The organism is Bradyrhizobium sp. CB1015, assembly GCF_025200925.1.
Lineage (GTDB): Bacteria > Pseudomonadota > Alphaproteobacteria > Rhizobiales > Xanthobacteraceae > Bradyrhizobium.
The window spans coordinates 2,918,659-2,942,884 of sequence record NZ_CP104174.1 but is presented as its reverse complement, the minus strand read 5'-3'; the positions used below and the strand labels follow the sequence as shown (position 1 = coordinate 2,942,884).

Below are 24,226 nucleotides of genomic sequence, written 5' to 3'. Positions count from 1 at the left end.
CGAATGGACCACGACCAGGTCAATATCCTCCTCGTCGACGACCAGCCCGCCAAGCTGCTCGCCTATGAGGTGATTCTGAAGGATCTCGGCGAAAACCTCGTGATCGCCTCCTCGGGCCGCGAGGCGCTGGAGGTGCTGCTCAAGACCGAGATCGCGGTGATCCTGGTCGACGTCTGCATGCCCGAGCTCGACGGCTTCGAGCTCGCCGCGATGATCCGCGAGCACCCCCGATTCCAGAAGACCGCGATGATCTTCATCTCGGCCATCCAGGTCAGCGACATCGACCGGCTGCGCGGCTATGAGATGGGCGCGGTCGACTACGTGCCGGTGCCGGTCGTGCCGGAGGTGCTTCGCGCCAAGATCAAGGTGTTTGCCGAGCTCTACCGCAAGACGCGCGAGCTCGAGCGGCTGAACCACGAGCTCGAGGACCGCGTCCGCGCACGCACCGCGGAACTGGAGCGTTCCACCGCGAAGCTGCGCGAGAGCGAGCAGCGGCGCAGCATGGCGATCGCGGCCGGCAAGATGGGGTCCTGGGACTGGGACTGGATCAGCGGCGATTGGATGTGGGACGAGGGGCAATACCGCATCTTCGGCGTCAGCCCCGAGGATTTCGAGGTCACTCCGGCCAACGTTCAGGCCCTGTTGCACCCCGACGACGTCGATCAGTTGCGCAAGGCGATCGCCGAATTCAACAAGGGCACGCGCGCCTATGAGACGGAGTTCCGCATCGTGCGGCCCGACGGCGAGGTGCGCTGGTGCGTCGGCACGGCGGCCGCGACCACGGACGAGAGCGGGCGCGTGGTGCGCGTCAGTGGCGTTACCGTCGACATCACCGAGCGCAAGCGGGCCGAGGAGCGGCAGAACCTGCTGGCGCGGGAAGTCGATCATCGCGCGAAGAACGCGCTGGCGCTGGCGCAGTCGATCGTGCGCCTCACCCGGGCCGACGAGGTCAAGGCCTATGTCAACGCCGTCGAGGGGCGCATCAATGCGCTGGCGCGCGTGCACACCATCCTGTCGCTGTCGAGCTGGCAGGGAGCCGAACTCTCCAGGTTGATCGACGAGGAGCTTGCGCCGTATTCGCTCGGCGACCAGATCAAATTGGCAGGGCCCGAAGTTCAGTTGCTGCCGGCGACGGCCCAGACGCTGGCGCTCGCGCTGCACGAGCTCTTCACCAACTCGGCAAAGTACGGCGCGCTCTCGACCCGATCGGGGCGGCTCGCGATCGACTGGCAGGTCGACGCCGAGCTGCTCACGCTGAGCTGGGAGGAATCCGGCGGTCCCCTGGTCAAGACCCCGAAATCGCGCGGCTTCGGCACGCGAAGCCTGCTTGCGAGCATCGAGTCCCAGCTTGGCGGACAGGCGCGGTTCGATTGGCGCGCCGAGGGCCTGTTGTGCCGTCTGGAGGTGCCGTTGACACGAAAGACCGCGACGACGGGACCCGGCAAGTTCGACACCGCGGGCGCTGCCGAATTGCAGCGCGCATCCGGCTAACCGGACGCTGCGCTCGTCATGCGCTGAGCGGTCCGCGGTTCGCGTGCGACGCGCCCCTCGAGCCAGGCTTCCGTTCGCGCGAGATCGCGCAGCGCCTTGGCGTAGCGGCGAGCCGCGCTCCGTTCCGCGCCACGCGGGAGCTTGCGCGCCTTGCGCAGGATGTCCGCGGCTGCGTTGCGATAGGCCAGCGAGCGGTAAAGAAAGACGACCTTACCCATATCGATGTTCCCGTTTTCTCGATGTTCCCGTTTTGCTGGCGCTCATCTTGGCAAGCCCGGCATGAACGCCGGATGAAGCGGGCGACGACAATTCCTTCAGCGGAACGGAACCAGGGAATCACGTGCGCGTTGGCGTGGCAGTTCGGGATCCCGTCCCATGCGCACCAAGAAGTCGTCCGAGCTGATCTCTGTCAGCGGCCTTATCAAGCTGATGACGCATGCAATGATGGGCGCAGCGCTCGGCCTCACCTTCAACCTCGCGCTCGTCCTGTCCAATCCAGCCGTGGCCAACCTGCTGAACAACGGCGGAAGCCAGGCCGCGATGGTCTTCGCCCTCACCTTGGTGACGACCTTCGCGATCGGCGCAACGCTCACCGGCGCCGTGTTCATCCTGGCCGAGGACAAGCAAACTTGAAGCATGCGTGACGCGCGGGAGGTGCTTTGCCGGGAACTCCTGCCGCGACGCTGATTTGCCGCCTGCGTCAATTTAACTCAGGGAGTTCCCGCATCAAGACGACCAAGGCGGCACCATGACGGACAAGGGCGGCATGACCAACACCAAATAGGTGCTCCTGGAATCATGAAGGGCTCCGCCATTGCGGGGCCCTTTGTCTGTTGTCGTTGGATTCGACCTGGCCTTCAGCATCCGGCGTCCATGCGCTCGGGCCCTTCGCGTTGCGGACGTCGAACGGGGAGCACTGCGTGGCGCGCAGTTTCGAGATCCGGCGCGGGTGCGGATTTCTCCGCCACGCTCCAGACGATCTCAGCGGCGCCCGGTTGCGCGCGCGGGATTGCCGCCTGTCTTCACGGGACGAAGTCGTACCCGGTCGCGGACGTCAGGCAGAACGTCGCTGCCGCCGGCCGCCTTCCATTCGGCAATCAAAAGGTTGATTTTCCGGCGCAGGTCCATCTGCGCCAGGGCCCTTTCGTTGCAGTCGCGATCGCGCTCGACGAGGTCGCGCACCGACGCCTCGACGTCGGCCATCTCAAGCCTCAAGGCTCTGATTTTACGTCGAATTTCATTAATTCTGTTGTCCATGGCTTGTTAGAACAAAATAAGAACATATAGTCAAGTCACGATTTCAGGACGGAGAAGCCAGATGCAGGTTCAAGGTAAATACGATGCCAGATTTTTCCTGGGCGAGCAGATGACGCGGGCGCAGTGCCTGAAGCTGAAGCGGCTGAGCGAAGAGGCCTATCAGCCCGGCCAATATGCGCGGGATCTGTCCTTCAGCGAGGCCGCCCGGCGCATCCAGGTGCTGGAAGCTGAGATCGAGCTGGCAAATTCCTTCTAGAGCATCGCATCGCGCTTTAGGCCTGCGCCGCCCGCGCTGCCGGAACCATGGCTTTGCCGAATGGTTCTCCTCGCCGAGGGAGAACATGCATGGCACGCAAGGCAAAGAAACGCCGCTACTCACGCAGCTCGGGCAGCGATGTCGCCAGCGAGATGCGGCGCTACAAGAAGGGCACCGCGAAGAGCGGCCGTGGCGGGCGCGGCGGCCGCGTCAAGAGCCGCAAGCAGGCGATCGCAATCGGATTGTCGAAGGCACGCAAGAAGGGCAAGAAGGTCCCGAAGAAGGCTTCGAAGCGCAAGAGCGCCAAGAAGACGTCCAGCACGTCGTCCAAGAAATCATCGAACAAGAAATCATCGAAGCGCAAATCATCCAAACGGTCGCGCTGACCGGTATCAGATCATGCTCCCCGGCATGAAGCAGCGGATCGAAATCCCGAACGCAGTCTTGACCGGCCACACCATGGTGCGGCCGGCCCGGTTCGGCTCGGTGATGACGGCTTCATCCGGCACATCGATCCACTGCCCGTCGAGCCGCACACGGTAACGCCCGTTGTGCGACTCCCAGTCGGGATCGGCGACGGCGAAACCGTCCGCATCCGAGCAGCACGGACCGAGATGGCTGCGCAGACTGTCGAACCATGGCTTCAGAGGGGAATCCGCGTAGCGGCCGTCGTCGCGCCCGAGCGCGTTTCCGCCTGAGAGCACCAATGGCGCCACCAGCAGCGCGCTCCTCAGCGAGAGCTTCAATCGATCCATGTCGGCACCGATCTCATTTGAACCACCGGCGAGTTCCACAAAGCGCCGGGAGGTTCGAAGTTCCACGCTTGCAACCTCTCTCAGCGGCGACATTGCCGCAGAGCACCGAGGCACCCTTGCGAGTGTGATCAGCGAACACGGCTTTTTCGGACGCACCGGGTCACCATCCCTGCCGTTAACGAGAATGTTATCGACCTTGGCCAGCTTGCCTGCGAAAGGCGGCCCGAGGCCTCCTTTCCGGAAGTTATAGCGGTCGGGGTTCGCGTTAGGCGAGTGGCACCGCGACGAAGCGGGTCGCCTCCGCGCTTCTGACCTGCAACAGCACGCTGCGCTTGCCCGACGATTTGGCCTGCGCCAGCTCGGAGCGCACCTCGCCGACATTGCTGACAGCCTTGCCGCCGATATTGAGGATGACGTCGCCGGTGCGGATGCCGCGTTGCGCGGCGGGGCCTTGCGGGTCAACCTCGGTAACGACGACGCCGTTCTGGCCTGCGCCCTGAACGTCACGTGCCGGCGCCAGGCTGAGGCCGAGGCGCGGCGTGCCGGCACCCGGCTGCTCCCTGCCCTCGTTGCCCTTGGCTTGCCGCTCGTTCGGCAGTTCGCCGAGCGCCAGGGTCACCGTCTTGCTATCACCCTTGCGGAAGACATCGAGCTTCACGGACGTGCCCGGCGCCAAGCCGGCGATGGTACGGGCGAGGTCGCGAGAATCCTTGATCGCGGTGCCGTTGACGGCGGTGATGACGTCCCCCGCCTCGATGCCGGCCTTCGCCGCCGGGCTGCCATCTTGGGGATTGTCGACGATCGCGCCGCGCGCCTCCTTGAGGCCGAGGCTGTCGGCAATATCCGATGTCACGGGCTGCACCTGCACGCCGAGCCAGCCCCGGGTGACCGCGCCCTTGTCCTTCAATTGCGCGACGACGAGCTTGGCGGTCGCAGCCGGGATATCGAAGCCGATGCCGACCGAGCCGCCCGAGGGCGAGAAGATCGCGGTGTTCACGCCGATCACGTTGCCGTTCATGTCGAAGGCCGGGCCGCCGGAATTGCCCTTGTTGATCGGCGCGTCGATCTGGATGAAGTCGTCGTAGGGACCATTGCCGATATCCCGGCCGCTGGCCGAGACAATGCCGGCGGTCACGGTGCCGCCAAGACCGAAGGGATTGCCGACGGCGACCACCCAGTCGCCGATGCGCGGCTTCTGGTCGGAAAATTTGACGAACGGAAAGTCCTTGTTGCCGTCGACCTTGATCAGCGCGAGATCGGTCTTCGGATCGGTGCCGACGACCTTCGCGGTGTAGGTCGTGCCGTCGTCCATCGTCACCTGCACGGACTCGGCGTGATCGACGACGTGATTGTTGGTCACGGCATAGCCGTCGGCGGAGATGAAGAAGCCGGAGCCTTCGCCCGTGATCATCTGGTGGCGCTGGCGCGGCATGCCGTTCGCGCCGCCCGGGAAGCGGAAGCCGAACTGTCGCGAGAACTGGTCGAACGGCGTGTCCTCGTCCGAATCCACCCGGTTCTGCTGCAGCATCGCGCTCTTGTCGTTGTCCTGGTCGATTTTGACCCGCACCGAGATCACTGCGGGTTTGACCTTGCTGACGAGATCGCCGAAGCCGGGCGGCGTCGCGGCGGCTTCGGCCGCCTGGGCCGGCGCAATCAAGGAGTTGATGCCGAACGGCGAAGCGCCTGGCGCAATGGCGAGGGCGGCCACGCCCAGCGCGGCCACGGTGCCGAGCAGCGCGAGCCGGCGCGGCCGCAAGATCTTGCGAGACGTGGTGTCGGAATTGACGCGATCGTTCATGTCGAAATGTCCATGTTGAGCAGGTGTCGCCTTGCCCTCAACATGGTCGCTGCCACCTTACGGCGTCCCGTCCGTCCGATTAAATCTCGGCAAAGGATGGATGAGCGGACGCAGCAGGCCATCTGGACGTTTGATGCAGCTCAACGCGCCGCCCTCGCGCGGTGAAAAACTACAACCATCGGATGATGTCCACCGGAGGCGCGCCATGTACAAAGACATTCTCGTCCACATTCCCACCGAACGTCCCATGCGTCCTGCGATCGAGGGCTCGATCTCGCTCGCCGCGAAGCTCAACGCGCATCTCGACGCGGTCGCGGTCGGCTATGTCGCCACCAGTGCGGCGTACGTCATGGAAGGCGGCGCGGCCGTTGCGGCCGTGTTCGAGCTGGAGCGCGAGCGCGCCGTGGAGCGGGCCGAGGCTGCGCTTGCGGTATTCAAGAGCGAGGCGGCGAACGCCGGCATCTCCCATACCTGCCACGCACTCGGCGCGATCCCGGTGGATGCAGCCGGCTCGCTCGGCGAGATGGCGCGGCTGCACGACCTCAGCATCGTGCTCCAGCCCGATCCGGCGCAAGGCGGGTTCGACAATGACGTGCCGAGCGAGATCCTATTCCAGGCGGGCGGCCCAGTGCTGTTCCTTCCCTATACCTTCCGTGGAGCCTTCAAGGCGAACCGGATCGGCATCTGCTGGGACGGCAGTCGCGTTGCCGCCCGCGCCATGCGTGACGCAGCCCCATTCCTGGCCCGCGCCGAAGAGATCGTGATCATCAGCGTCAACGAGACCGATGCCGTCGCCGGCGAAGCTTCAGCAGGCGGTCTGGCCAGACATCTCGGCCGGCGCGGACTGTCGACCCGCACGGTCGGCCTGACGGCAACCCGCGCCGACATTCAGCCGATCATTCTGTCGCTGGCGGCCGACGAGAGTCTCGATCTCCTGGTGATGGGCGGCTACGGCCATTCGCGGTTGCAAGAGCGCGTTCTCGGGGGCGTCACCCGCGCCATGCTGGAAGCCATGACGGTCCCGACGCTGATGTCCCATTGAGGCGAGTCCGGCTTGGCGCCGTCACGCCGCGACGGGCGCTTCCCAGGTCGCCGGCGCGGCGGCGTCCTTGTCGCGATGCACATTGCACGCGTCGAAATGCGCCTTGAGCTCTACTTCTGCGAGATGTTCGAAATGTTCGGCTTGGCCGAGGAGTTCCCAGTTCTGGAGCGGCCGGTAGGCCGCCTGCTGCCGGCAGAGGGACGCCAGCGCCCGGTAGCGACGTACGTTCTCCATGAGACCCTCCCTCGCGTTCACAGGCTTATTGCCCTGATTTGCGTCAGGCCAATGGCGTTTATGCAAAACATTTGCTGCGCGCACAACGCGCCTGAGCCAAGTTAATTTTCGAGAAGCGCCGATAGGGATTTTAGTTCCAAGCGTCCGCATGGAACTGTGTGCCCAAGGCTAGGCGTAGAGGCGGCGCTCCACGGCCGGTTGATCCAATGGTCGTCTACCGGATGAGCGCACTCTCTCCGGTCCGCTTCGCGGGCGCGGAACCATCTTGCGGCCTCGGAACCCGGCCCGTCTCCGCGGCGATGCGAAGAGCCGCGATATTGGCGGCGTATTCGGCAGCGCTCTTGCCGCGAAACACGGCGGAGCCTGCGACCAGCGTGTCGGCGCCTGCTGCAGCCACAGCCGCGGCATTGTCGCGCGTGACACCGCCATCCACCTCGAGCCGGATCGGCCGCTCGCCGATCATGGTCCTGATCCGCCTGATCTTGTCGATCTGCGATGCGATGAAGGATTGGCCGCCAAAGCCTGGATTGACCGTCATCACCAGCACGAGATCGATACGATCGAGCACATTTTCGATCACCGTCTCCGGCGTCGACGGACAAAGGCTGACGCCAGCCTTGCTGCCGAGCGAGCGGATCGCCTGGAGCGAGCGGTCGAGATGCGCACCCGCTTCGGCGTGCACCGTGACGATGTCCGCTCCGGCCTTTGCGAACGCCTCGAGATAGGGATCGGTCGGCGCGATCATCAAATGCACGTCGAACGGCTTCTTCGTATAGGGGCGGATCGCCTTGATGACATCGGCACCGAAGCTGATGTTCGGCACGAAGTGTCCGTCCATGACGTCGCAATGGATCCAGTCGGCCCCAGCGGCGTCGATCGCGGCGACCTCGTCGCCGAGGCGCGCGAAATCCGCGGCGAGGATCGAGGGAGCGATCATGATCTCCTTCGTCATGGCACTGCACTCCGCGCATCCGCACCGCCGCTGAACACGCGGCTCGCGAGCACGTCCATGGCATCGATGGTTTCGAGCTCTGCGACATCGAGCATGCGATCGAGATCGGATACCAGCCGATCGGCCTGCCGCAGGCGGATGCGGTCGACGGCGTTGCGGATCGAACGTGCATTGGAGAAGAACGGCTGGGTCCGGCGCAGCGCGATGTATGTCTCGAACGCCTCGCGCGCTGCGGCCGAGAAGCGATAGCCGCGCTCCTTCAGCATCAACTCGGCAATGACGAGCAGCTCGGCCTCTGCATAGTCGGGAAATTCGATGTGGTGGGCGATGCGCGAGCGGAAGCCGGGATTGGAGGCGAAGAAGCTCGTCATCCGCTCGCCGTAGCCGGCGAGGATCACGACCAGGTCCTCGCGCTGGTTCTCCATCACCTGGAGCAGGATCTCGATCGATTCCTGGCCGTAGTCGCGCTCGTTGTCGGGACGATGCAGATAGTAGGCTTCGTCGATGAACAGCACGCCCCCCATCGCCTTCTTCAGGATCTCCTTGGTCTTCGGCGCGGTGTGGCCGATATACTGGCCGACGAGATCGTCGCGCGTCACCGAGATCACCTGTCCGCGCCGCACGAAGCCGAGCCCGTGCAGGATCCTGGCCATGCGCAGCGCCACGGTGGTCTTGCCGGTGCCGGGATTGCCGGTGAACGACATGTGCAGCGTGGGCGGCGCCGATGCCAGCCCCGCACGCTGCCGGATGCGTTCGATCAGCAGCAGCGAGGCGATCTGGCGCACGCGATTCTTCACCGGCTTGAGCCCGATCAGCTCCTGATCGAGCTGTTGCAGCGTCTCGGTGATTCCGGCGCTTTCGGCCTCCTTGCGGAGATCGAAACGGGTCTCGCTATGTTCGGTCATGGCTGCGTGGGGGACATCGAGCATGGCTACCTCGAAGAAAAGAGCTTCGCCGCGAGCGAGGCGGCGAAGCAGTGGTCCGCCAGGATGCGGAGCAGGGAGAGCTCCGCGCGGAAGCGGATGACCTAAGCTGGCGCGCGCACGGCCGGCTTTCGAACCGTGGTGTAGCGGATCGCGCGACCGCCGACCTCCTGCCGCACCAGCTCGAACTCCGCCTCCTGCTTCGGCCGGTTGACGAGAAAGGAGATCCGCACCGATTCCCAGCCGTGGCTGGAATCGAAGCCGCTGATGCGGATGTAGCTGTTACCATAGACCCTGCGGCACTCGGCGAGCTCCATCATCACGCCGGCGGCGTCCTGCAGGTCGAACATCGGCAGGCCCCACATCTCCCAATAGGTGCTGCGGGGATGCGGATCGTCGGTGAACTCGATGTTCACCGCCCAACCGTTGCTGAGGCAATACTGCACTTGGCTGGTGATCTGCTCGTCGGTCAGATCGGGCAGGAACGAGAAGCAGCCCTGGGTGATCTTCATCTCAAATCTCCTCAGACGGTTTCCAGCGCCGTCGGCACGAAGTCCGGCGTGTCGGTGGATTGATAGTTGAAGGTGACGTCCTTCCAGACCTCGAGCGCGGCCTTCAGCGGCGTGCAGGTCTGGGCCGCCTTGGCGAGAATCTCCGGGCCCTCGTGGACATAGTCGCGGCCCTCATTGCGGGCGAGGATCATCGCTTCCAGCGCCACCCGATTGGCGGTCGCGCCGGCCGCAATGCCCATGGGATGGCCGATGGTGCCGCCGCCGAACTGCAGCACGACGTCCTCGCCTAGCAGGTCGAGCAGCTGATGCATCTGGCCGGCGTGGATGCCGCCGGAGGCGACCGGCATCATCTTGTTGAGGCTGGCCCAGGACTGGTCGAAGAACAGGCCATGCTCGAGCTTGGTCGGGTTGAAGTCCTCGCGGCAGACATCGTAATAGCCGCGCGTGGTGTTGGGATCGCCTTCGAGCTTGCCGACCACCGTGCCGGCATGGATGTGGTCGACACCGGCAAGGCGCATCCATTTCGCTATGACGCGGAACGACACGCCATGGCTCTTCTGCCGCGTATAGGTCGAGTGGCCGGCGCGATGCAGGTGCAGGATCATGTCGTTCCGCCGCGCCCACTTCGCCATCGACTGGATCGCGGTGTAGCCGATCACGAGGTCGATCATGACGATGCATGATCCGAGCTCCTTGGCGAACTCCGCGCGCTCGTACATGTCCTCCATCGTCCCCGCGGTGATGTTCAGGTAGGTGCCCTTCACCTCGCCGGAGGCGGCCTGCGCGCGGTTCACCGCTTCCATGCAATAGAGGAAGCGGTCGCGCCAATGCATGAAGGGCTGCGAGTTGATGTTCTCGTCGTCCTTGGTGAAGTCGAGCCCGCCCTTCAGGGCCTCATAGACCACGCGGCCGTAATTGCGGCCGGACAGACCGAGTTTCGGCTTCACCGTCGCGCCCAGCAGCGGCCGGCCGAACTTGTCGAGCCGCTCGCGCTCGACCACGATGCCGGTCGCCGGTCCCTGGAACGTCTTCACATAGGCGACGGGAAAGCGCATGTCCTCGAGCCGCAACGCCTTCAGCGGCTTGAAGCCGAACACGTTGCCGATGATCGAGGCCGAGAGGTTCGCGATCGAGCCCGGCTCGAACAGGTCGAGATCATAGGCGATGTAGGCGAAGTACGAGCCGGGCGAGCCCGGAACGGGATCGACGCGATAGCACTTGGCGCGATATTTCTCGGCCGCCGTCAGGCGATCGGTCCACACCACCGTCCAGGTCGCGGTCGAGGATTCGCCTGCCACAGCAGCCGAGGCCTCGATCGGGTCGACGCCCTCCTGCGGCGTGACGCGGAACAGCGCGATGACGTCGGTGTCCTTTGGCGTGTAGTCGGGCTCCCAATAGCCCATGCGCTTGTATTCCATCACGCCGGAGCGATAGCGCTCTTTGCCGCGAACCGTGCCTGCATGTGCGTTCATGTCTCTCTCCTGCTCTTTTCTCTGCTCTCTCCGATGGACTAGGCCGCGACGGGCTCGCGGGCATCGATGCGCGGATCAAGCTCGCCGGCGCGATAACGCCGCGCCATCTCGCTCATCGGAATGACCTTGATCTTGCTGGCGTGGCCTGCGGTGCCGAACTGCTCGAACCGCTCGCGGCACAATTCGCGCATCGCGTCCATCGCCGGCTTGAGGAACTTGCGCGGATCAAATTCGGAGCGCGCTTCAGCTGCCACTTTCCGGAACACCGCGGTCATCGCCAGCCGGCAATCGGTGTCGATGTTGACCTTGCGCACGCCGCTTCGGATGCCGCGAACGATCTCCTCGACCGGCACGCCCCAGGTCTGCGGCATCTCGCCGCCGAACTGGTTGAACATGTCCTGCAGCGGCTGCGGCACCGAGGACGAGCCGTGCATGACCAGATGCGTGTTCGGCAGCCGGCGATGGATCTCCTCGACCACGCGCATCGCCAGGATGTCGCCATCCGGCTTGCGGCTGAACTTGTAGGCACCGTGCGAGGTGCCCATCGCGATGGCGAGCGCATCGACCTTGGTCGCGCGAACGAAGTCGACAGCCTGCTCCGGATCGGTCAGCAGCTGGTCGTGGCTGACCTTGCCCTCGACGCCATGACCATCCTCCTGCTCGCCGCCGCCGTGCTCGAGCGAGCCGAGCACGCCAAGCTCGCCTTCGACGGAAGCGCCGACCCAGTGCGCGAGATCGACGACCCGGCGCGTGATCGCGACGTTGTAGTCATAGTCGGCCGCGGTCTTGGCGTCGGCCTTGAGCGAGCCGTCCATCATCACCGAGGTGAAGCCATGCGCGATGGCCGAGGCGCATGTCGCTTCGTCGTTGCCATGGTCCTGGTGCATGCAGAGCGGAATGTCGGGATAGGTTCGCTCCAGCGCGTCGATCATGTGCGAGAGCATGAGATCGCCGGCATAGCTGCGCGCGCCGCGCGAGGCCTGGATGATGACCGGCGCATCGACGGCGGCCGCCGCCTGCATAATCGCGATGCCCTGCTCCATGTTGTTGATGTTGAAGGCCGGCACGGCGTAGCCGTGGCTGGCAGCGTGATCGAGCAATTGGCGAAGAGTGATACGGGCCAAGGGTCGTCCTCCTTATTGGCGCTTGCGGGCGATCGCCCGGCGGGCGGCTGCCGCAATGCTTTGCGGCGTGATGCCGAATTCGCGGTACAGCACCGGCGCCGGCGCCGAGGCGCCGAAGCCGCGCATGCCGACGAACTCACCGTCAGCGCCGATCCAGCGATGCCAATCGCCGGCGACAGCGGCCTCGATGCCGACGCGCGGCGCGGTGCCGAGCACGGCGACGCGGTAATCATCCGGCTGCTCCTCGAACAGCGCGAAGCACGGTGCTGAGACCACGGCGGCGCGAACGTGCTCGGTCGCGAGCAGGCGCGCGGCTTCCAGCGCGATCGACACTTCCGAGCCCGTTGCGATGAGCGTCACGTCGCGGCCGCCATCCGGCGAGACGACGAGATACGCACCGTTCGCGACGCGGTTTCTGCCACGCGCATCGCTGCGGAAGGTCGGCAACGCCTGCCGCGACAGGCACAGCACGGACGGACGGTGCTCAGCCGCGAGCGCGCAGTCCCAAGCTTCCAGCGTCTCCACGGCATCGGCGGGGCGGAACACGAGCAGGTTGGGAATGACGCGCAGCGCGGCGAGATGCTCGACCGGCTGATGCGTCGGGCCATCCTCGCCGAGACCGATGGAGTCGTGGGTCATCACATGGATGACGCGCAGCCGCATCAGGGCCGCAAGGCGGATGGCGGGCCGACTATAGTCGGAGAACGCCAGGAACGTGCCGCCATAGGGGATGAAGCCGCCATGCAGCGCGAGGCCATTCATCGCCGCGGCCATGCCGTGCTCGCGAATGCCATAGTGAATGTAGTCGCCGGCGAATGCACCGCTCTTGACCGGAGCCTGCGCCTTGACATGCGTCAGGTTCGAATGAGTGAGATCCGCGGAGCCGCCGACCAGGCCGGGAATCGTTCCGGCAATGCCGTCGAGCACCTGTTGCGAGGCCTGTCGCGTCGCGAGCTTCGGCCGCTCGGATGCGAAGCGCTCGCGCAATTTCGCTGCGGTCAGCGCATACGCCGCCGGCAGAGCGACGGCCTTGCCCTCGACGAACAAATCGCGCTGCTCGGGCGTCGCGCTTTCGTACCGATCGAGCCAGGCGAGCCGGTCGACCTGCCCGCGCTGCCCGATCATCCGCCACGCCTTGAGCACCGGGATCGGCACCACGAAGGGCTGATAGTCCCAACCCAGCATTCGGCGCGCCGCCGCCGTCTGCTCGGTGCCAAGCGGCGCGCCATGCGCCTTCTCGGTGCCCTGCCTGTCCGGCGCACCATAGCCGATGATGGTGCGACAGGCGATCAGCGATGGCTTTGCGGTCTCCCGCTCCCCCGCTATCGCCCGCGCCACCGCTTCGGGATCATGCCCATCGACGCGGCGGACCGACCAGCCGGAGGCAGCGAAACGTGCGAGCTGGTCGTCGGACGTCGCCAGCGAGGTCGGACCATCGATGGAGATGCCGTTGTCGTCGAACAGCACGATCAGCCGGCCGAGCCCGAAGTGGCCGGCAAGCGAGATCGCCTCCTGGCTGATGCCCTCCATCAGGCAGCCATCGCCCGCGATGACATAGGTGAAGTGATCGACGAGCCCGTCGCCATGCCGCGCATTCGCCATGCGCTCGGCGAGCGCCATGCCGACCGCGGTCGCAATGCCCTGGCCCAGGGGTCCCGTCGTGGTCTCGACACCCGGCGTGTGGCCATATTCGGGATGGCCCGGCGTCTTCGAGCCCCACTGGCGAAAGGCCTTGATGTCGTCGAGGCTGACATCGCCGCCGGTGAGGTGCAGCAGCGCATAGAGCAGCATCGAGCCATGGCCGGCTGAGAGGACAAAACGGTCGCGGTCCGGCCAGTTCGGATGCGCCGAGTCGAACTTCAGGAAGCGCGAGAACAGCACGGTCGCGACATCGGCCATGCCCATGGGCAGGCCGGGATGACCCGACTGCGCTGCCTCGATGGCGTCGACCGCGAGGAACCGGACGGCATTGGCGAGATCGTTGTGCGTGACCGCATTGAGGTCAGCTTCGGCATGGACGGAGATGTTCATCGGAGTCTCTCCCTGTTCACTTCAGGCTGCGCTTGCGCTCGATCAGCTGCATGATCAGCGGCGTCAGGATCAGCTGCATCGCCAGATCGAGCTTCGCGCCGGGACACACGATCGAATTGGCGCGGGACATCCAGCTCTGCGGCAGCATCGAGAGCAGATAGGGGAAGTCGATGCCGCGCGGGTTCTTGAAGCGGATCACCACCATCGACTCGTCCGGCGTCGGGATCCAGCGCGCGATGAACGGATTGGAGGTATCGACCGTCGGCACGCGCTGGAAGTTGATGTCGGTCTCGGTGAATTGCGGGCAGATGTAGTGGATGTAGTCGGGCATCCGCCGCAGGATCGTGTCGGTGACGGCCTCGGTGGAATAGCCGCGCGCGCTGCGGTCGCGGTGCAGCTTCTGGATCCATTCGAGATTGATGACGGGCACGACGCCGATCTTGAGGTCGGCATAGCGCGCGACATTCACCTTATCCGTGACCACCGCGCCGTGCAGGCCCTCGTAGAACAGCAGGTCGGAGTTCTCCGGCAGCTGCTTCCAGTCCGTGAAGGTGCCTGGTGCCGCGCCATGCAGCGCCGATTCCTCGGCGTCGTGGACGTAGTGCCGCGTTACTGCGGTGCCGGTCTCGCCGTAGTCGCGGAAGGCGCGCTCCAGCTCCTCGAACAAATTGGTCTCGGGGCTGAAATGACTGAAGTGCTTGTTGCCGCGCTCGGCCTCCCTCGCCATCTGCGCACGCATCTCGGCGCGATCGTAGCGATGGAAGGCGTCGCCCTCGATGTAGGCGGCGTTGACCTTTTCGCGGAAAAAAATCTGCTCGAACGTCTTCTTGACCGAGGTGGTGCCGGCGCCGGAGGAGCCGGTGATGGAGATGATCGGATGCTTCCTGGACATGCGTGACCTCGCTCAGAGCCGGAAGAATCCGCGCCGCGCGAACAGCGGCGCCGAAACGCTGGCGACCAGCAACGGATCGCAATGCAGCTCCTCGACGCGCCGCACCTCGTTGCTCGAGCCCATGATCAGCGGCACGCGCTGGTGCAGGCTATGCGCTGACAGCTCGAGGATGCGCTCGCGCCCGGTCGAGGCCGAGCCGCCGGCCTGCTCGATGATCATGGCGATCGGATGCGCCTCGTAGGTCAGGCGCAGGCGGCCGTCGCCGTAGCCGGGACGCGCATCGGAGGGATAGAGGAACACGCCGCCGCGGGTGAGGATGCGATAGGCCTCGGCGACCAGCGAGCCGATCCAGCGCATGTTGAAATCGTGGTTGGCGGGCCCGTCGACGCCGGCGAGGCATTCGTCGATGAAGGCGCGCACCGGCGGATCCCAGTGCCGGCGGTTCGAGGCGTTGATCGCGAACTCCTCGCAGGCTTCGACGATCTGCACGGCGCTGCGCGCGAGGCGGAAGCAGCCCGCCTTGCGGTCGAGCGTGAAGATGTCGACGCCATCGCCGAGCGTCAGCACCAGCGAGGTCTGCGGGCCGTAGGTGACGAAGCCGGCCGCGAGCTGCGCCGAGCCGCGCTGATGGAAGGCGAGTGAGAGATCGTCAGGTGCCGGCAGGATCGAGAAGATCGTGCCGACGGTCATGTTGATGTCGATGTTGGAGGAGCCGTCGAGCGGATCGATCGCAACGCAGATGCGCCCCCGACGATCGACGATCTGGGCCTCGCGCATTTCCTCCGACGCCAGCACGGCAATCGGCAGCCGGCCGAGGCAGCGGCGCAGGATGGCGTCCGCCTGGACGTCGAGGTCGCGCTGGAGATCGCCGTCGCTGTTGCGCCCGGTGGTCAGGCCCGAGGCGTCGGCGAGATCACCACTGGCGATGAGGTCGGCAATCTCGATCGCCGCCGCCGCGATGGCATCGACAGCGGCCGCCACCGCCAGGGCGTGAGGTGCGGTCTCGGAATACCGCTGAAGGTGGTCGTCCAGCCTGAGTTGCCCGGTCATCTGCGTCCATCCCCTTTTGCCGGCGCCGCATCCATTGCCCTCCACGCTGGAGGTCGGTGCGGTCAGTCCGGCGTCAGGAGATTGACAGGGACGGCTTAATAAGGAAAATTTCTAATCATAATGAGCCTCAAAGAATTTTCTTATAATGGTCCCGGCCATGCGGCAGCCCAGCTCCGACATCTGACGATCCGGCAGCTGCGCTCGCTCGCGGCGTTGTCGGCCAAGGGCAGCGTAACGGCGGCGTCCAGCCATCTCGGGCTGACCCAGCCGGCCGTGACCCAGCAGCTGCGGCAGCTTCAGGACCTCGCCGGCCTGCCGCTGGTGCAGCGGACCGGCGACGGCATGCTGCTGACCGAAGCCGGCAAGGAGGTGCTGGCGCTGGCCGAACGAGTCGAGGCCGCGATCATGGATTGCCAGGGCGCACTCGACCTGTTGGCGGGGCGAACCGGCGGCACGGTGCAGCTTGGCGCGGTCTCGACCGCGAAATACTTCGTGCCGCATGCGATCGCGGCCTTCTCCAAGCGCTATCCCAAGATCGAGATCAAGCTGACCATCGGCAATCGCGAGGAGATCCGCGAGGCCATGCACGGCTACGACCTCGACTTCGCGGTGATGGGTCGGCCACCGGCCGACGTCACCGTCGACGTCCGCCAGCTCGGACGCAATCCGCACATCATCGTCGCGCGCAAGGGGCACTGGCTGGAGAAGGATTCCGGCCTCAACCTGACCGACCTCGTGCACGAGACCTTCCTCACCCGCGAGCCCGGCTCGGGCACGCGAACGCTGATGGAGGGCTTGTTCCAGAAATCGGACCTCGAGCCGATCATCGGCATGGAGATGAGCAGCAACGAGACCATCAAGCAGGCGGTCATCGCCGGGCTCGGCATCGCCTTCATCTCGGCCCACACCGTGGCGCATGAGCTCGCCGAGGGCCGGCTCGTCGTGCTCGACGTCGCGGGCCTGCCGATCGTGCGGCAATGGTACGTGATCCGCCGCAGCGACAAGGTGCTGCTGCCGCCGGCGCAGGCGATGTTCGATTTTCTCGGCTCGGAAGGTTCGAATTATCTGCCCGACGTGCCCGAACTCGGCGGGCGATAGCCGGCCGTCGCTCAGCTCAACAGCTTCATGGCGACGGTCGCCGCCAGCACCACGATGATCTGGAGCAGGCGCTCGGTCGTGAAGATGCGGTTGAAGGTGGTCATCGCGTGCCCCGGCCGACGTGAAGAATGTCTCGATCGGCCCGTTGCTAGCACAGAAGGGCGCGGAGACAACTCCGTAATCGCCCCGTGGGTGATCTTGCCTGCGGCGGGCCGGTTCACGGCCGCGCAGGCCGTTAACGATCAGGCCGCGAGCGGGGCGGCGTGGTCCGTGCGCGAGGCGAAATAGGCTTCCAGCTCCGACAGTGCCCGCGCTTCCCACTCCCTCGCCTGCTCCAGCAGCGACCAGCTCTGGCCCGGGCGGAAGGCTGCGGTCTGGCGATAGAGCGATGCGATGCCGCGGTAGCGGCGCACGTTCTCCAAGATGGCGTGACCGTTCATGTCCGAAAACTCCCTCGTCATTCCCGCGGGAGAAACTGCGGCCAAATCTTTTTCGAAAAGTTAGCGGCGCGCGGCAAGTTCGCGGATGGTTGCCGGACTGTTGCGCTGGCGCAACGCGCGCGGCGCGATCTATTGCGGATTCGTTGCCGCACTCTCGCCGGAAGGCTTCAGCCCGCCGCTTCTGACGATCGTCATTGTCGCGCGGCAGAGATCGGCAAGGCCGATCAGGAGGACGGCGAGAAGACAGAACAGGTTGATGGAATCGGCATTCGCACTGGTCAGCGCGCTGAACTCGAAGAAGGGCGGGATGAACGCCCACCACACCAGCGGCACGGTGAGCAGCGCGGCGAACGCCGCCGCCGGTGCGCCGGTCATGAGCGCAAGCACGAACAGGCCGGGCAGGAACGCTGCGAAATAGAGCTTTGCGCCGAGCAGGATGCAGATGCCCTGAAGCACGGCCGACACCGCGACGACGGCCCATCCGAGCAGAAACGCCTGCCACGACCATGGCCGTACCCGCGGTACGCCAAACAGCCCCGCACGTTTCATCAGCCTCCCCCTGCCGCCCGTTAACCAGGTGCGTTTGCGACGAAAGTACTACAACCGCAACCGATCCGCGAGATGGAAATTGCGTCATCGCGAGGTAGGTCGCATCGCACCGTTCCGGCGACCGGCCGCTACTCGGTCACCGCGTAGAGCAATCCCGCGACGGGCAAAGCAAGGCCAATGGCCGATGCGAGCGGCCAGCCGCCATGTGCGAACGCCCAGGCTCCGACCGCCGAGCCGGCTGCGCCGGCGGCGAAGAACGTCGCCATGTAGAGGCCATTGAGGCGGCTGCGGTGCTCATGGCCGAGCGCGAAGATGGCGCGGAAACCCAGCACCACGTTGCCCTGGACACCGATATCGATCGCGATCGCGGCCACCACCAGACAGGCGAGGTTCAGCATCGAGCCGGGCGCGCCGATGGAGGTCACGAGGAAGCCGGCGGCCGTGAGCAGCATCGCGATCAGCGTCGCAATGCGGCTATGGCCGCGGTCGGCGAGGCGTCCGGCGATCGGTGCGGCGAACACGCCGGCGACGCCGGCCAGCGCGAACAGCGCGATGCCGCGCTGGGAGAAGCCGAACGCGCCGGCGAGCTGGAGCGGCGCCACCGTCCAGAACAGGGTGAAGGCGCCGAACAGGCTCGCCTGGTAGAGCGCGCGGCGCCGCAGCAGCGGCGTGGCCCGCGCCAGTTGCGGCATCGACAGCAGCAATTGGCCGTAATGCATCCGCGTGACCGGCTTGCGCTTCGGCAGCGTCATCCAGAGCACGGCCGCGAGCACGATCATCAGCGCGGCGGAGGCGAAGAACACCGCGTGCCACGACAGCAAGGCGGTAACGAAGCTCGACACCGGACGCGCCAGCATGATGCCGAGCATCAGGCCGGTCGAGACATTGCCGACGACGCGGCCGCGGATGGCTTCAGGCGCCAGATGCGCCGCATAGGGGATGATGATCTGCACCGCGACCGAGCCGAGACCGATGAACAGTGCGGCGAGCAGGAACGGCAGCGCATGGGTTGCGAACGCCGCGGCGAGCAGCGCCGCGGCGCCGAGCATGATCACCGAGCAGATCAACGCGCGGTTCTCGACGAGATCGCCGAGCGGCACGATCAGCAGCAGCCCGGTGCCGTAGCCGATCTGCGTCATGGTGACGATCAGCCCGCTAGCTGGATGCGACAGGCCAAGCGCGGCGCTGATCGGAGCGATCAGCGGCTGCGCATAATAGATGTTGGCGGCGACCATGCCACAAGCCGCGGCCAGCACGAAGGTCAGGCGCTGCGACACCGCATCCGGCCCGGGCGCGGTCTCGATCGTGGCATTCATGGTCATTCGCATCGACTCCGTATGAATAGGGAATGATCATTCCCTATTGTGACGAAAAATTCAGGCGAGCAGCTTCATCGCGACGCCGACGAGGCGCTCGCCCTCGAGCGGCACGCGGGCCTTGCCGACGACGCGCAGGCCTTGCGTGATGCAGATCATCAGCCGCGCGGTGTCGTCGGCCGCGACATGACGAGGAATCGAGCCGTCGGCCTGGCCCTCGCGAATGAGGCCGGCGATGAAGCTTTCGTTGCTCTTGAGCTGCGCATTGACGCGGCCTCCAACGACCGGATCGACCGCGGCCAGCTCGACCGCGCTGCCGACAACGAGGCAGCCGCGCCGCCCCTCGCTGCCCTGGGAATGTTCGACATAGAATAGCAGCACGTGACGGATGCGCTCGCGGCCGTTCGCACCGCGCGCCGCCACGTGGCGGATCTGCTCCTGGCCCAGCGCCGCGTAGCGCTCGAAGGCGGCGAGGAACACCGCATGCTTGTCGCGAAACGCCTTGTAGATGCTTCCCGTGGCGAGCCGCATCGCCGCGGCGAGTTCGCCGATCGACGTGGCATGATAGCCGCGCTCGCGAAACACGCGCGCGGCACGGTCGAGCGCGGTATCCATGTCGAACTCCCGGGGGCGGCCGGGCGGACGTGCGGCAGGCCGGGAGCGGCGGGCGGTCTTTTGCATTGCGGGATAATAGGGAATGAACGTTTCCGAATAAAGACACGTGGTTGTGATTGGGGACATGATGGTGACCTCATTCCTGTGTCCCGGCTCTGCAGCGCATCGTCGAAGCGACGCTGCGCAGCGTCCGGGGCACGAGAGGTCTGATGCGCTCGCGATGACGGCGTATGGGGCGATGGCGCGTTCCCCGAGTGACGCTGTCATTCCCCGCCTTGTGCGCGATCGCGTACTGGAGCGGGGAATCCAGTACGCCGCAGCCTCTCGTTTCAATTATTGCCGTCTCGGAGTACTGGATCGCCCGGTCAAGCCGGGCGATGACCGCGGGATGGGCGACACATACGATATTTCCGAATTTCGGTAGAGCGGAATATTTTCGCGTGAATGGATTGACAGAGAACCGAAACAGGCACGATGCCGTAGCCCGGATGGAGCGCAGCGCAATCCGAGACGGTGCGGTTGACGCGCGGGACCCCGGATTACGCTGTCGCTCCATCCGGGCTACGGCAGCATCATCCCTTCCGCGGCACCGGCGTGCCATCCGCCATGATCGTCACGCCCTTCCGCTCGACGATCATCCCGTAGGCCCGCGGCTGGCGGTGGACGTCGAAATTGAAGGTGGTGCGCTTGTAGGAGTTGCAAAGATCGAGATCGCAGCGCGCCAGCGCGATCTCGTCGCCCTTGGTGGTGCAGGCCGCGACGATCTCGCCCGAGGGCGCGATGATGCAGCTGCCGCCGATGTGATCGACGCCTTCCTCGATGCCGGCCTTGGCAACGCCGACCACGAAAGTGCCGTTCTGATAGGCGCCGGCCTGCATCACCAGATGATTGTGGAACAGCGAGAGATCGTCATGCTCCGGCGCGGGCGGATTGTGCACGGGCGTGTTGTAGCCGATCAGCACCATCTCGACGCCCTGCAGGCCCATCACGCGATAGGTCTCGCTCCAGCGGCGGTCGTTGCAGATGGCCATGCCCATCACGCCGCCGAAGGCATCGGCCACGCCGAAGCCGCTGCCGGGCTCGAAATAGCGCTTCTCAAGATGCTGGAATTCGCGCCAGGGCTCGTGCTCGGCATGGCCGGGCAGATGGACCTTGCGATATTTCAGGACGATCGCGCCGCTCTTGTCGACGAGGATGGACGTGTTGTAGCGCCGGACCATCCCGGCCTCGACGGTCAGCTCGGCATAGCCGAGGCAGAAGCCGATGCCAAGCTCGCGCGCGAGATCGAACAGCGCCTGCGTTTCGGGGCCCGGCATCTCGCGTTCGAAGAAGCTGTCGATCTCGGCTTGGTTCTCGAAGTACCAGCGCGGAAAGAACGTGGTCAGCGCCAGTTCGGGATAGACGATCAGGTCACAGCCGCAAGCCCGCGCCTCGCGCATCAACGCCATCAGCCGCGCCACCACCGCGGTCCTGGTCTCGTTTCTCGCGATCGGGCCGAGCTGGCCGGCTGCGATGGTCACAATTCTCGTCACGCGTCATTCCTCATCTTTTTCGAGTGCGCCGGGCCTGAGCCTATCACCGCGCACACAGGCCGCCTCGGCCCCCCGTACGAAGGGCACAATCAAATTCCGTGCCTGCGGGTATCATCGTGCAGCACTCGGGGAGCGCGCGGGAATTTCGTTGCCGATCTGCAACGGTTCCCCACCGTCTGAAGCCGGACAAAACAAACTCCCATTCCGGCCATGAACCGCTCTCACAAGACCGTGAGACTATCAGGGGAACGACGATGCGTGCACAACGCGTTTGGAAAGTGAATGGGGCCGCCAGCATCGGGCAGCTTCAATCGAGACTGGACGATCTGAACAAGCGTCTCGGTCAGCTCGAAAACCAGCATCCGGACAGCTGGAAGCTCGAAGAGCTGAGATCGAGCGCGCTCAGCCTGTCGCGCGAGATCGACGATATCCGCTGCGCCGAGGCGACGGCGGCCTTGAGCGAGCTGCTGCGGAAATAGTCGGGCTGCCGATTCGCGCCGCGCCCAGGGAACCAAGACCGGCGGCGGCCATTTCCATGCATAGCATGGAGCAAGACCATGAGCAGGCGCCTGACGCGCGCCGATCTCGCGCGGCTTGGCCCGCGCGGTATCCACGCTGGTCCTGTGCGCAGCGGCGGCCTTCACCATCGCGCGCCACTTCGCGTTAAGAATTAGCGCTGTGAGGGATTTCGCATGACGTCCGATCCCGAGGAGCAGGTAAGGCTGCAAGGCTACGGCGAGATGACGCTGCGCACCGCCGTCGAGACCTTGATGCTGCTCGCGCCGCGCGAGCGATCCGAGGCCGCAATCTTTCGCGTCCGCGACGGCGTGCGCCTCGCGCAAAGCGAGATCGCCGAGCTCGCATCAAGCTGGGCCATCGAGCCCGCCCCAAACGTGCGATCGCCGAAACTGGTGCCTGAGCAGCACTGGCAAGACATCGTCCGCGGCATGGTGCGCGACGCCCCGCTGCCGTCGCTGATTGTGGCCTTTCTGGTGGGTGTGCTGGTCGCTCGCAGATGATGATGCGCGCTCGCGATGACGCGCTCGCGTGAATGGAATCACCGCTTTCCGGGAAACCCGAAGAAACCCTTTTTGCTCGCGAAATCGCGACCGTTCCGCGCGGAACGTCTCGAAGCAGGAGGGATTGGTCCCCCGTTGAACCCGAACATGGAGACAACCATGACACGTACGAAACTCGCGAGCGTCGCCGCAACTCTGGCCGCGATTTTGCCGCTCGCAGCTGCAAGCCCCAGCCTCGCTGCGGGACGCGGTCCCGGCTGGTGCACGGCCCCCAGTGGAGAAGCCGTCGGCGCTACCGGCCCGGCTATGAGCGGCGGCCAGTTGATGGCAGGCGTCGGCCAATGCCAGCGCATCGGCGGTTGGCACCCCACCAACACCTACGGTTATTGGAGCCCGGGCTACGGCTATGACGAGCCCCGCTGGGGCACATCAGCCTACGCACCCTACGAGGACTAGGGCCCTTCACATCGCAAGATCACAACGGCGCGGCCGATCACGGCCGCGCCGTTTGCGTTTGAGGGGCAGCGAACGGAGTGAGGGAGTTAGACGCGGCACGATCCAAGAAGGTCATCAGCCGCCGCCGTCAGCTATCCGCCAGCCATGCCGCCGCGACAAGCGGCCCTGCCCCGTCAAATCGGGCGTGGACCCGGTCCCGAAATCGTTGCAAAAGAGGTCCCGAGGCGCCGGCGGTCGGTCTGCCAAGCCTCTGGAAAACGTCGATTTTTGGAAGAATGGTCGGAGTGGCAGGATTCGAACCTGCGACCCCTGCGTCCCGAACGCAGTGCTCTACCGGGCTGAGCCACACTCCGACAAGAAGGCGGCTTATAGCGTCGGGTTTGACGCACTGCAAGCGGCCGAGATGAGGAATTTTATCCCTGTGAAAGCGGGTGTCGAGACGCTGATTTTACTGGCCGGCGGGGCCGGCGCGGACGCCGCCGCCCGGCGGCTTGCGGCCGGCGGGCTGGTCGCGTTCCCGACCGAGACGGTCTACGGGCTCGGGGCGGATGCTGCCAATGCCGCCGCGATCACCCATCTCTACGCTGCCAAGGGCCGGCCGGCCTTCAATCCGCTGATCGCGCATGTCGCGGACCTCAAAGCCGCGCGGCGGATCGGGCGGTTCGATGCGCGCGCGCTGGCGCTCGCGGAGGCGTTCTGGCCGGGGCCGCTGACGCTGGTGGTGCCGAAGACCGAGGACTGCCCGGTGGCGGATCTCGCCACCGCCGGCCTCGACACGGTGGCGATCCGTATCCCCGCCCACCCCGTCGCGCAGGCGATCCTGCGCGCCTTCGGCGGCGCCGTGGTGGCGCCGTCGGCCAACATCTCCGGGCACGTCTCGCCGACGCTGGCTGCCCATGTCGAGAGCGACCTTGCCGGGCGGATCGACCTGATCATCGACGGCGGGCCCGTTACGGTCGGCGTCGAATCGACGATTGTCGGCTGCCTCGACGCGCCGATGCTGCTTCGTCCCGGCGGGCTGTCACGCGAGCGGATCGAGGCGGTGCTGGGCGCGCCGCTGGCGCGGCCAAAGGTAGAGGCTGGCAGCGACGACAGCCAGCCGCTGGCGCCGGGCATGCTGGCCTCGCACTACGCGCCGCGCGCCCATGTGCGGCTCGATGCGCGCGAGGTCATGCCGGGCGAGGCGCTGCTGGCGTTTGGGCCGGAGCGCCTGCCCGGCCTTGACGCCGCATCGGCCGTCATGAATTTGTCGCCCACCGGTGATCTCGATGAAGCCGCGGCCAATCTGTTCGGCTATCTTCGCGGCCTCGATGCGAAAGGGCCGCGGGCGATTGCGGTGATGCCGATCCCCGAAGATGGTCTGGGCGAGGCGATCAACGACCGGCTGCGTCGCGCCGCGGTGGCGCGGTGAA

The 24,226-nt window shown here is 65.6% G+C and carries 28 protein-coding genes and 1 tRNA gene; 10 read left to right on the top strand and 19 right to left on the bottom strand.

Going from position 1 to position 24,226, the window contains the following annotated elements; all coding sequences use genetic code 11:
* Window positions 1–3 precede the first annotated feature (3 nt).
* Window positions 4–1,491, top strand: a complete 1,488-nt coding sequence (locus tag N2604_RS13435; protein WP_260375102.1) for an HWE histidine kinase domain-containing protein — start codon at window positions 4–6, stop codon at window positions 1,489–1,491.
* Here the strand turns inward: N2604_RS13435 and N2604_RS13430 are convergent.
* Window positions 1,488–1,709 carry a hypothetical protein gene (locus tag N2604_RS13430; RefSeq protein ID WP_260375101.1) on the bottom strand — a complete coding sequence of 74 codons (222 nt, stop codon included), beginning with the start codon at window positions 1,707–1,709 and terminating at the stop codon, window positions 1,488–1,490. The genes N2604_RS13435 and N2604_RS13430 overlap by 4 nt on opposite strands.
* A 157-nt stretch (window positions 1,710–1,866) precedes the next feature.
* On the opposite strand from N2604_RS13430, the gene N2604_RS13425 reads away from it, so the two are divergent.
* Complete coding sequence (locus N2604_RS13425) at window positions 1,867–2,124, top strand: hypothetical protein (RefSeq protein ID WP_260375100.1); 258 nt, start codon at window positions 1,867–1,869, stop codon at window positions 2,122–2,124.
* A 348-nt stretch (window positions 2,125–2,472) separates the two neighbouring features.
* On the opposite strand, the gene N2604_RS13420 is transcribed toward N2604_RS13425, so the two are convergent.
* Window positions 2,473–2,694: a hypothetical protein gene (locus N2604_RS13420; protein ID WP_260375099.1), complete on the bottom strand. Its 222-nt coding sequence runs from the start codon at window positions 2,692–2,694 to the stop codon at window positions 2,473–2,475.
* A gap of 115 nt (window positions 2,695–2,809) precedes the next feature.
* Here N2604_RS13420 and N2604_RS13415 point away from each other — a divergent pair, with 115 nt between their 5' ends.
* Together N2604_RS13415 and N2604_RS13410 are read left to right on the top strand one after the other, a co-directional pair.
* On the top strand, window positions 2,810–3,004 hold the full coding sequence (locus tag N2604_RS13415) for a DUF3072 domain-containing protein (protein ID WP_260375098.1): 195 nt from the start codon (window positions 2,810–2,812) through the stop codon (window positions 3,002–3,004).
* 89 nt (window positions 3,005–3,093) lie between these two features.
* Window positions 3,094–3,390 carry a DUF6496 domain-containing protein gene (locus N2604_RS13410; RefSeq protein ID WP_260375097.1) on the top strand — a complete coding sequence of 99 codons (297 nt, stop codon included), beginning with the start codon at window positions 3,094–3,096 and terminating at the stop codon, window positions 3,388–3,390.
* A gap of 6 nt (window positions 3,391–3,396) precedes the next feature.
* On the opposite strand, the gene N2604_RS13405 is transcribed toward N2604_RS13410, so the two are convergent.
* Both N2604_RS13405 and N2604_RS13400 read right to left on the bottom strand, forming a co-directional pair.
* On the bottom strand, window positions 3,397–3,759 hold the full coding sequence (locus N2604_RS13405; protein ID WP_260375096.1) for a hypothetical protein: 363 nt from the start codon (window positions 3,757–3,759) through the stop codon (window positions 3,397–3,399).
* 265 nt (window positions 3,760–4,024) lie between these two features.
* Window positions 4,025–5,557, bottom strand: coding sequence for a Do family serine endopeptidase (locus tag N2604_RS13400; protein WP_260375095.1), 1,533 nt, complete (start codon window positions 5,555–5,557; stop codon window positions 4,025–4,027).
* A gap of 205 nt (window positions 5,558–5,762) precedes the next feature.
* Between N2604_RS13400 and N2604_RS13395 the strand changes: the two genes are divergently transcribed.
* The gene (locus tag N2604_RS13395; RefSeq protein WP_260375094.1) at window positions 5,763–6,599 is read left to right on the top strand and encodes a universal stress protein; all 837 of its coding nucleotides are present in this window, start codon (window positions 5,763–5,765) and stop codon (window positions 6,597–6,599) included.
* 21 nt (window positions 6,600–6,620) lie between these two features.
* On the opposite strand, the gene N2604_RS13390 is transcribed toward N2604_RS13395, so the two are convergent.
* From N2604_RS13390 to N2604_RS13350, 9 genes are all read right to left on the bottom strand, one after another.
* Window positions 6,621–6,833, bottom strand: a complete 213-nt coding sequence (locus N2604_RS13390) for a hypothetical protein (protein WP_260375093.1) — start codon at window positions 6,831–6,833, stop codon at window positions 6,621–6,623.
* 214 nt (window positions 6,834–7,047) lie between these two features.
* Window positions 7,048–7,785: a ribulose-phosphate 3-epimerase gene (gene rpe, locus N2604_RS13385; RefSeq protein ID WP_260375092.1), complete on the bottom strand. Its 738-nt coding sequence runs from the start codon at window positions 7,783–7,785 to the stop codon at window positions 7,048–7,050.
* A complete protein-coding gene (cbbX, locus tag N2604_RS13380) occupies window positions 7,782–8,714 on the bottom strand; it encodes a CbbX protein (protein ID WP_260375091.1) in 933 nt (310 codons plus the stop codon). Before cbbX ends, rpe begins: the two co-directional genes overlap by 4 nt.
* A 98-nt stretch (window positions 8,715–8,812) precedes the next feature.
* On the bottom strand, window positions 8,813–9,220 hold the full coding sequence (locus tag N2604_RS13375) for a ribulose bisphosphate carboxylase small subunit (protein WP_260375090.1): 408 nt from the start codon (window positions 9,218–9,220) through the stop codon (window positions 8,813–8,815).
* An 11-nt stretch (window positions 9,221–9,231) separates the two neighbouring features.
* Entirely contained in the window at window positions 9,232–10,692 is a 1,461-nt protein-coding gene (locus tag N2604_RS13370) for a form I ribulose bisphosphate carboxylase large subunit (protein WP_260375089.1), read from the bottom strand.
* Window positions 10,693–10,730: 38 nt separating this feature from the next.
* A complete protein-coding gene (fba, locus tag N2604_RS13365) occupies window positions 10,731–11,816 on the bottom strand; it encodes a class II fructose-bisphosphate aldolase (RefSeq protein WP_260375088.1) in 1,086 nt (361 codons plus the stop codon).
* Between the two features lie 12 nt (window positions 11,817–11,828).
* A complete protein-coding gene (gene tkt, locus N2604_RS13360) occupies window positions 11,829–13,847 on the bottom strand; it encodes a transketolase (protein WP_260375087.1) in 2,019 nt (672 codons plus the stop codon).
* Window positions 13,848–13,863: 16 nt separating this feature from the next.
* Complete coding sequence (locus tag N2604_RS13355) at window positions 13,864–14,739, bottom strand: phosphoribulokinase (protein WP_260375086.1); 876 nt, start codon at window positions 14,737–14,739, stop codon at window positions 13,864–13,866.
* A 12-nt stretch (window positions 14,740–14,751) separates the two neighbouring features.
* Window positions 14,752–15,789, bottom strand: coding sequence for a class 1 fructose-bisphosphatase (locus N2604_RS13350; RefSeq protein ID WP_260375085.1), 1,038 nt, complete (start codon window positions 15,787–15,789; stop codon window positions 14,752–14,754).
* A gap of 120 nt (window positions 15,790–15,909) precedes the next feature.
* Here N2604_RS13350 and N2604_RS13345 point away from each other — a divergent pair, with 120 nt between their 5' ends.
* Window positions 15,910–16,887: a LysR family transcriptional regulator gene (locus N2604_RS13345; RefSeq protein WP_260375084.1), complete on the top strand. Its 978-nt coding sequence runs from the start codon at window positions 15,910–15,912 to the stop codon at window positions 16,885–16,887.
* Between the two features lie 242 nt (window positions 16,888–17,129).
* Here N2604_RS13345 and N2604_RS13340 read toward each other — a convergent pair whose 3' ends face one another.
* The 5 genes from N2604_RS13340 to N2604_RS13320 form a co-directional block, all read right to left on the bottom strand.
* Window positions 17,130–17,327: a hypothetical protein gene (locus N2604_RS13340; RefSeq protein WP_025034581.1), complete on the bottom strand. Its 198-nt coding sequence runs from the start codon at window positions 17,325–17,327 to the stop codon at window positions 17,130–17,132.
* A gap of 129 nt (window positions 17,328–17,456) precedes the next feature.
* A complete protein-coding gene (locus N2604_RS13335; protein WP_260375083.1) occupies window positions 17,457–17,876 on the bottom strand; it encodes a DUF4118 domain-containing protein in 420 nt (139 codons plus the stop codon).
* 128 nt (window positions 17,877–18,004) lie between these two features.
* Window positions 18,005–19,198: an MFS transporter gene (locus N2604_RS13330; protein WP_260375082.1), complete on the bottom strand. Its 1,194-nt coding sequence runs from the start codon at window positions 19,196–19,198 to the stop codon at window positions 18,005–18,007.
* A 54-nt stretch (window positions 19,199–19,252) separates the two neighbouring features.
* Window positions 19,253–19,873, bottom strand: coding sequence for a TetR/AcrR family transcriptional regulator (locus N2604_RS13325; protein ID WP_409241732.1), 621 nt, complete (start codon window positions 19,871–19,873; stop codon window positions 19,253–19,255).
* A gap of 506 nt (window positions 19,874–20,379) precedes the next feature.
* On the bottom strand, window positions 20,380–21,339 hold the full coding sequence (locus N2604_RS13320; RefSeq protein WP_260375080.1) for an N-carbamoyl-D-amino-acid hydrolase: 960 nt from the start codon (window positions 21,337–21,339) through the stop codon (window positions 20,380–20,382).
* Between the two features lie 254 nt (window positions 21,340–21,593).
* On the opposite strand from N2604_RS13320, the gene N2604_RS13315 reads away from it, so the two are divergent.
* From N2604_RS13315 to N2604_RS13305, 3 genes are all read left to right on the top strand, one after another.
* Window positions 21,594–21,818 (top strand): hypothetical protein, encoded by a 225-nt coding sequence (locus tag N2604_RS13315; RefSeq protein ID WP_025034576.1) that lies wholly within the window; start codon window positions 21,594–21,596, stop codon window positions 21,816–21,818.
* 213 nt (window positions 21,819–22,031) lie between these two features.
* Entirely contained in the window at window positions 22,032–22,358 is a 327-nt protein-coding gene (locus N2604_RS13310; protein WP_260375079.1) for a hypothetical protein, read from the top strand.
* Window positions 22,359–22,517: 159 nt separating this feature from the next.
* A complete protein-coding gene (locus tag N2604_RS13305) occupies window positions 22,518–22,814 on the top strand; it encodes a hypothetical protein (protein WP_260375077.1) in 297 nt (98 codons plus the stop codon).
* Window positions 22,815–23,090: 276 nt separating this feature from the next.
* Here N2604_RS13305 and N2604_RS13300 read toward each other — a convergent pair.
* Window positions 23,091–23,167: transfer RNA gene (locus tag N2604_RS13300), tRNA-Pro, on the bottom strand.
* 50 nt (window positions 23,168–23,217) lie between these two features.
* On the opposite strand from N2604_RS13300, the gene N2604_RS13295 reads away from it, so the two are divergent.
* Complete coding sequence (locus N2604_RS13295) at window positions 23,218–24,225, top strand: L-threonylcarbamoyladenylate synthase (protein WP_260375076.1); 1,008 nt, start codon at window positions 23,218–23,220, stop codon at window positions 24,223–24,225.
* Window position 24,226: the final 1 nt, after the last annotated feature.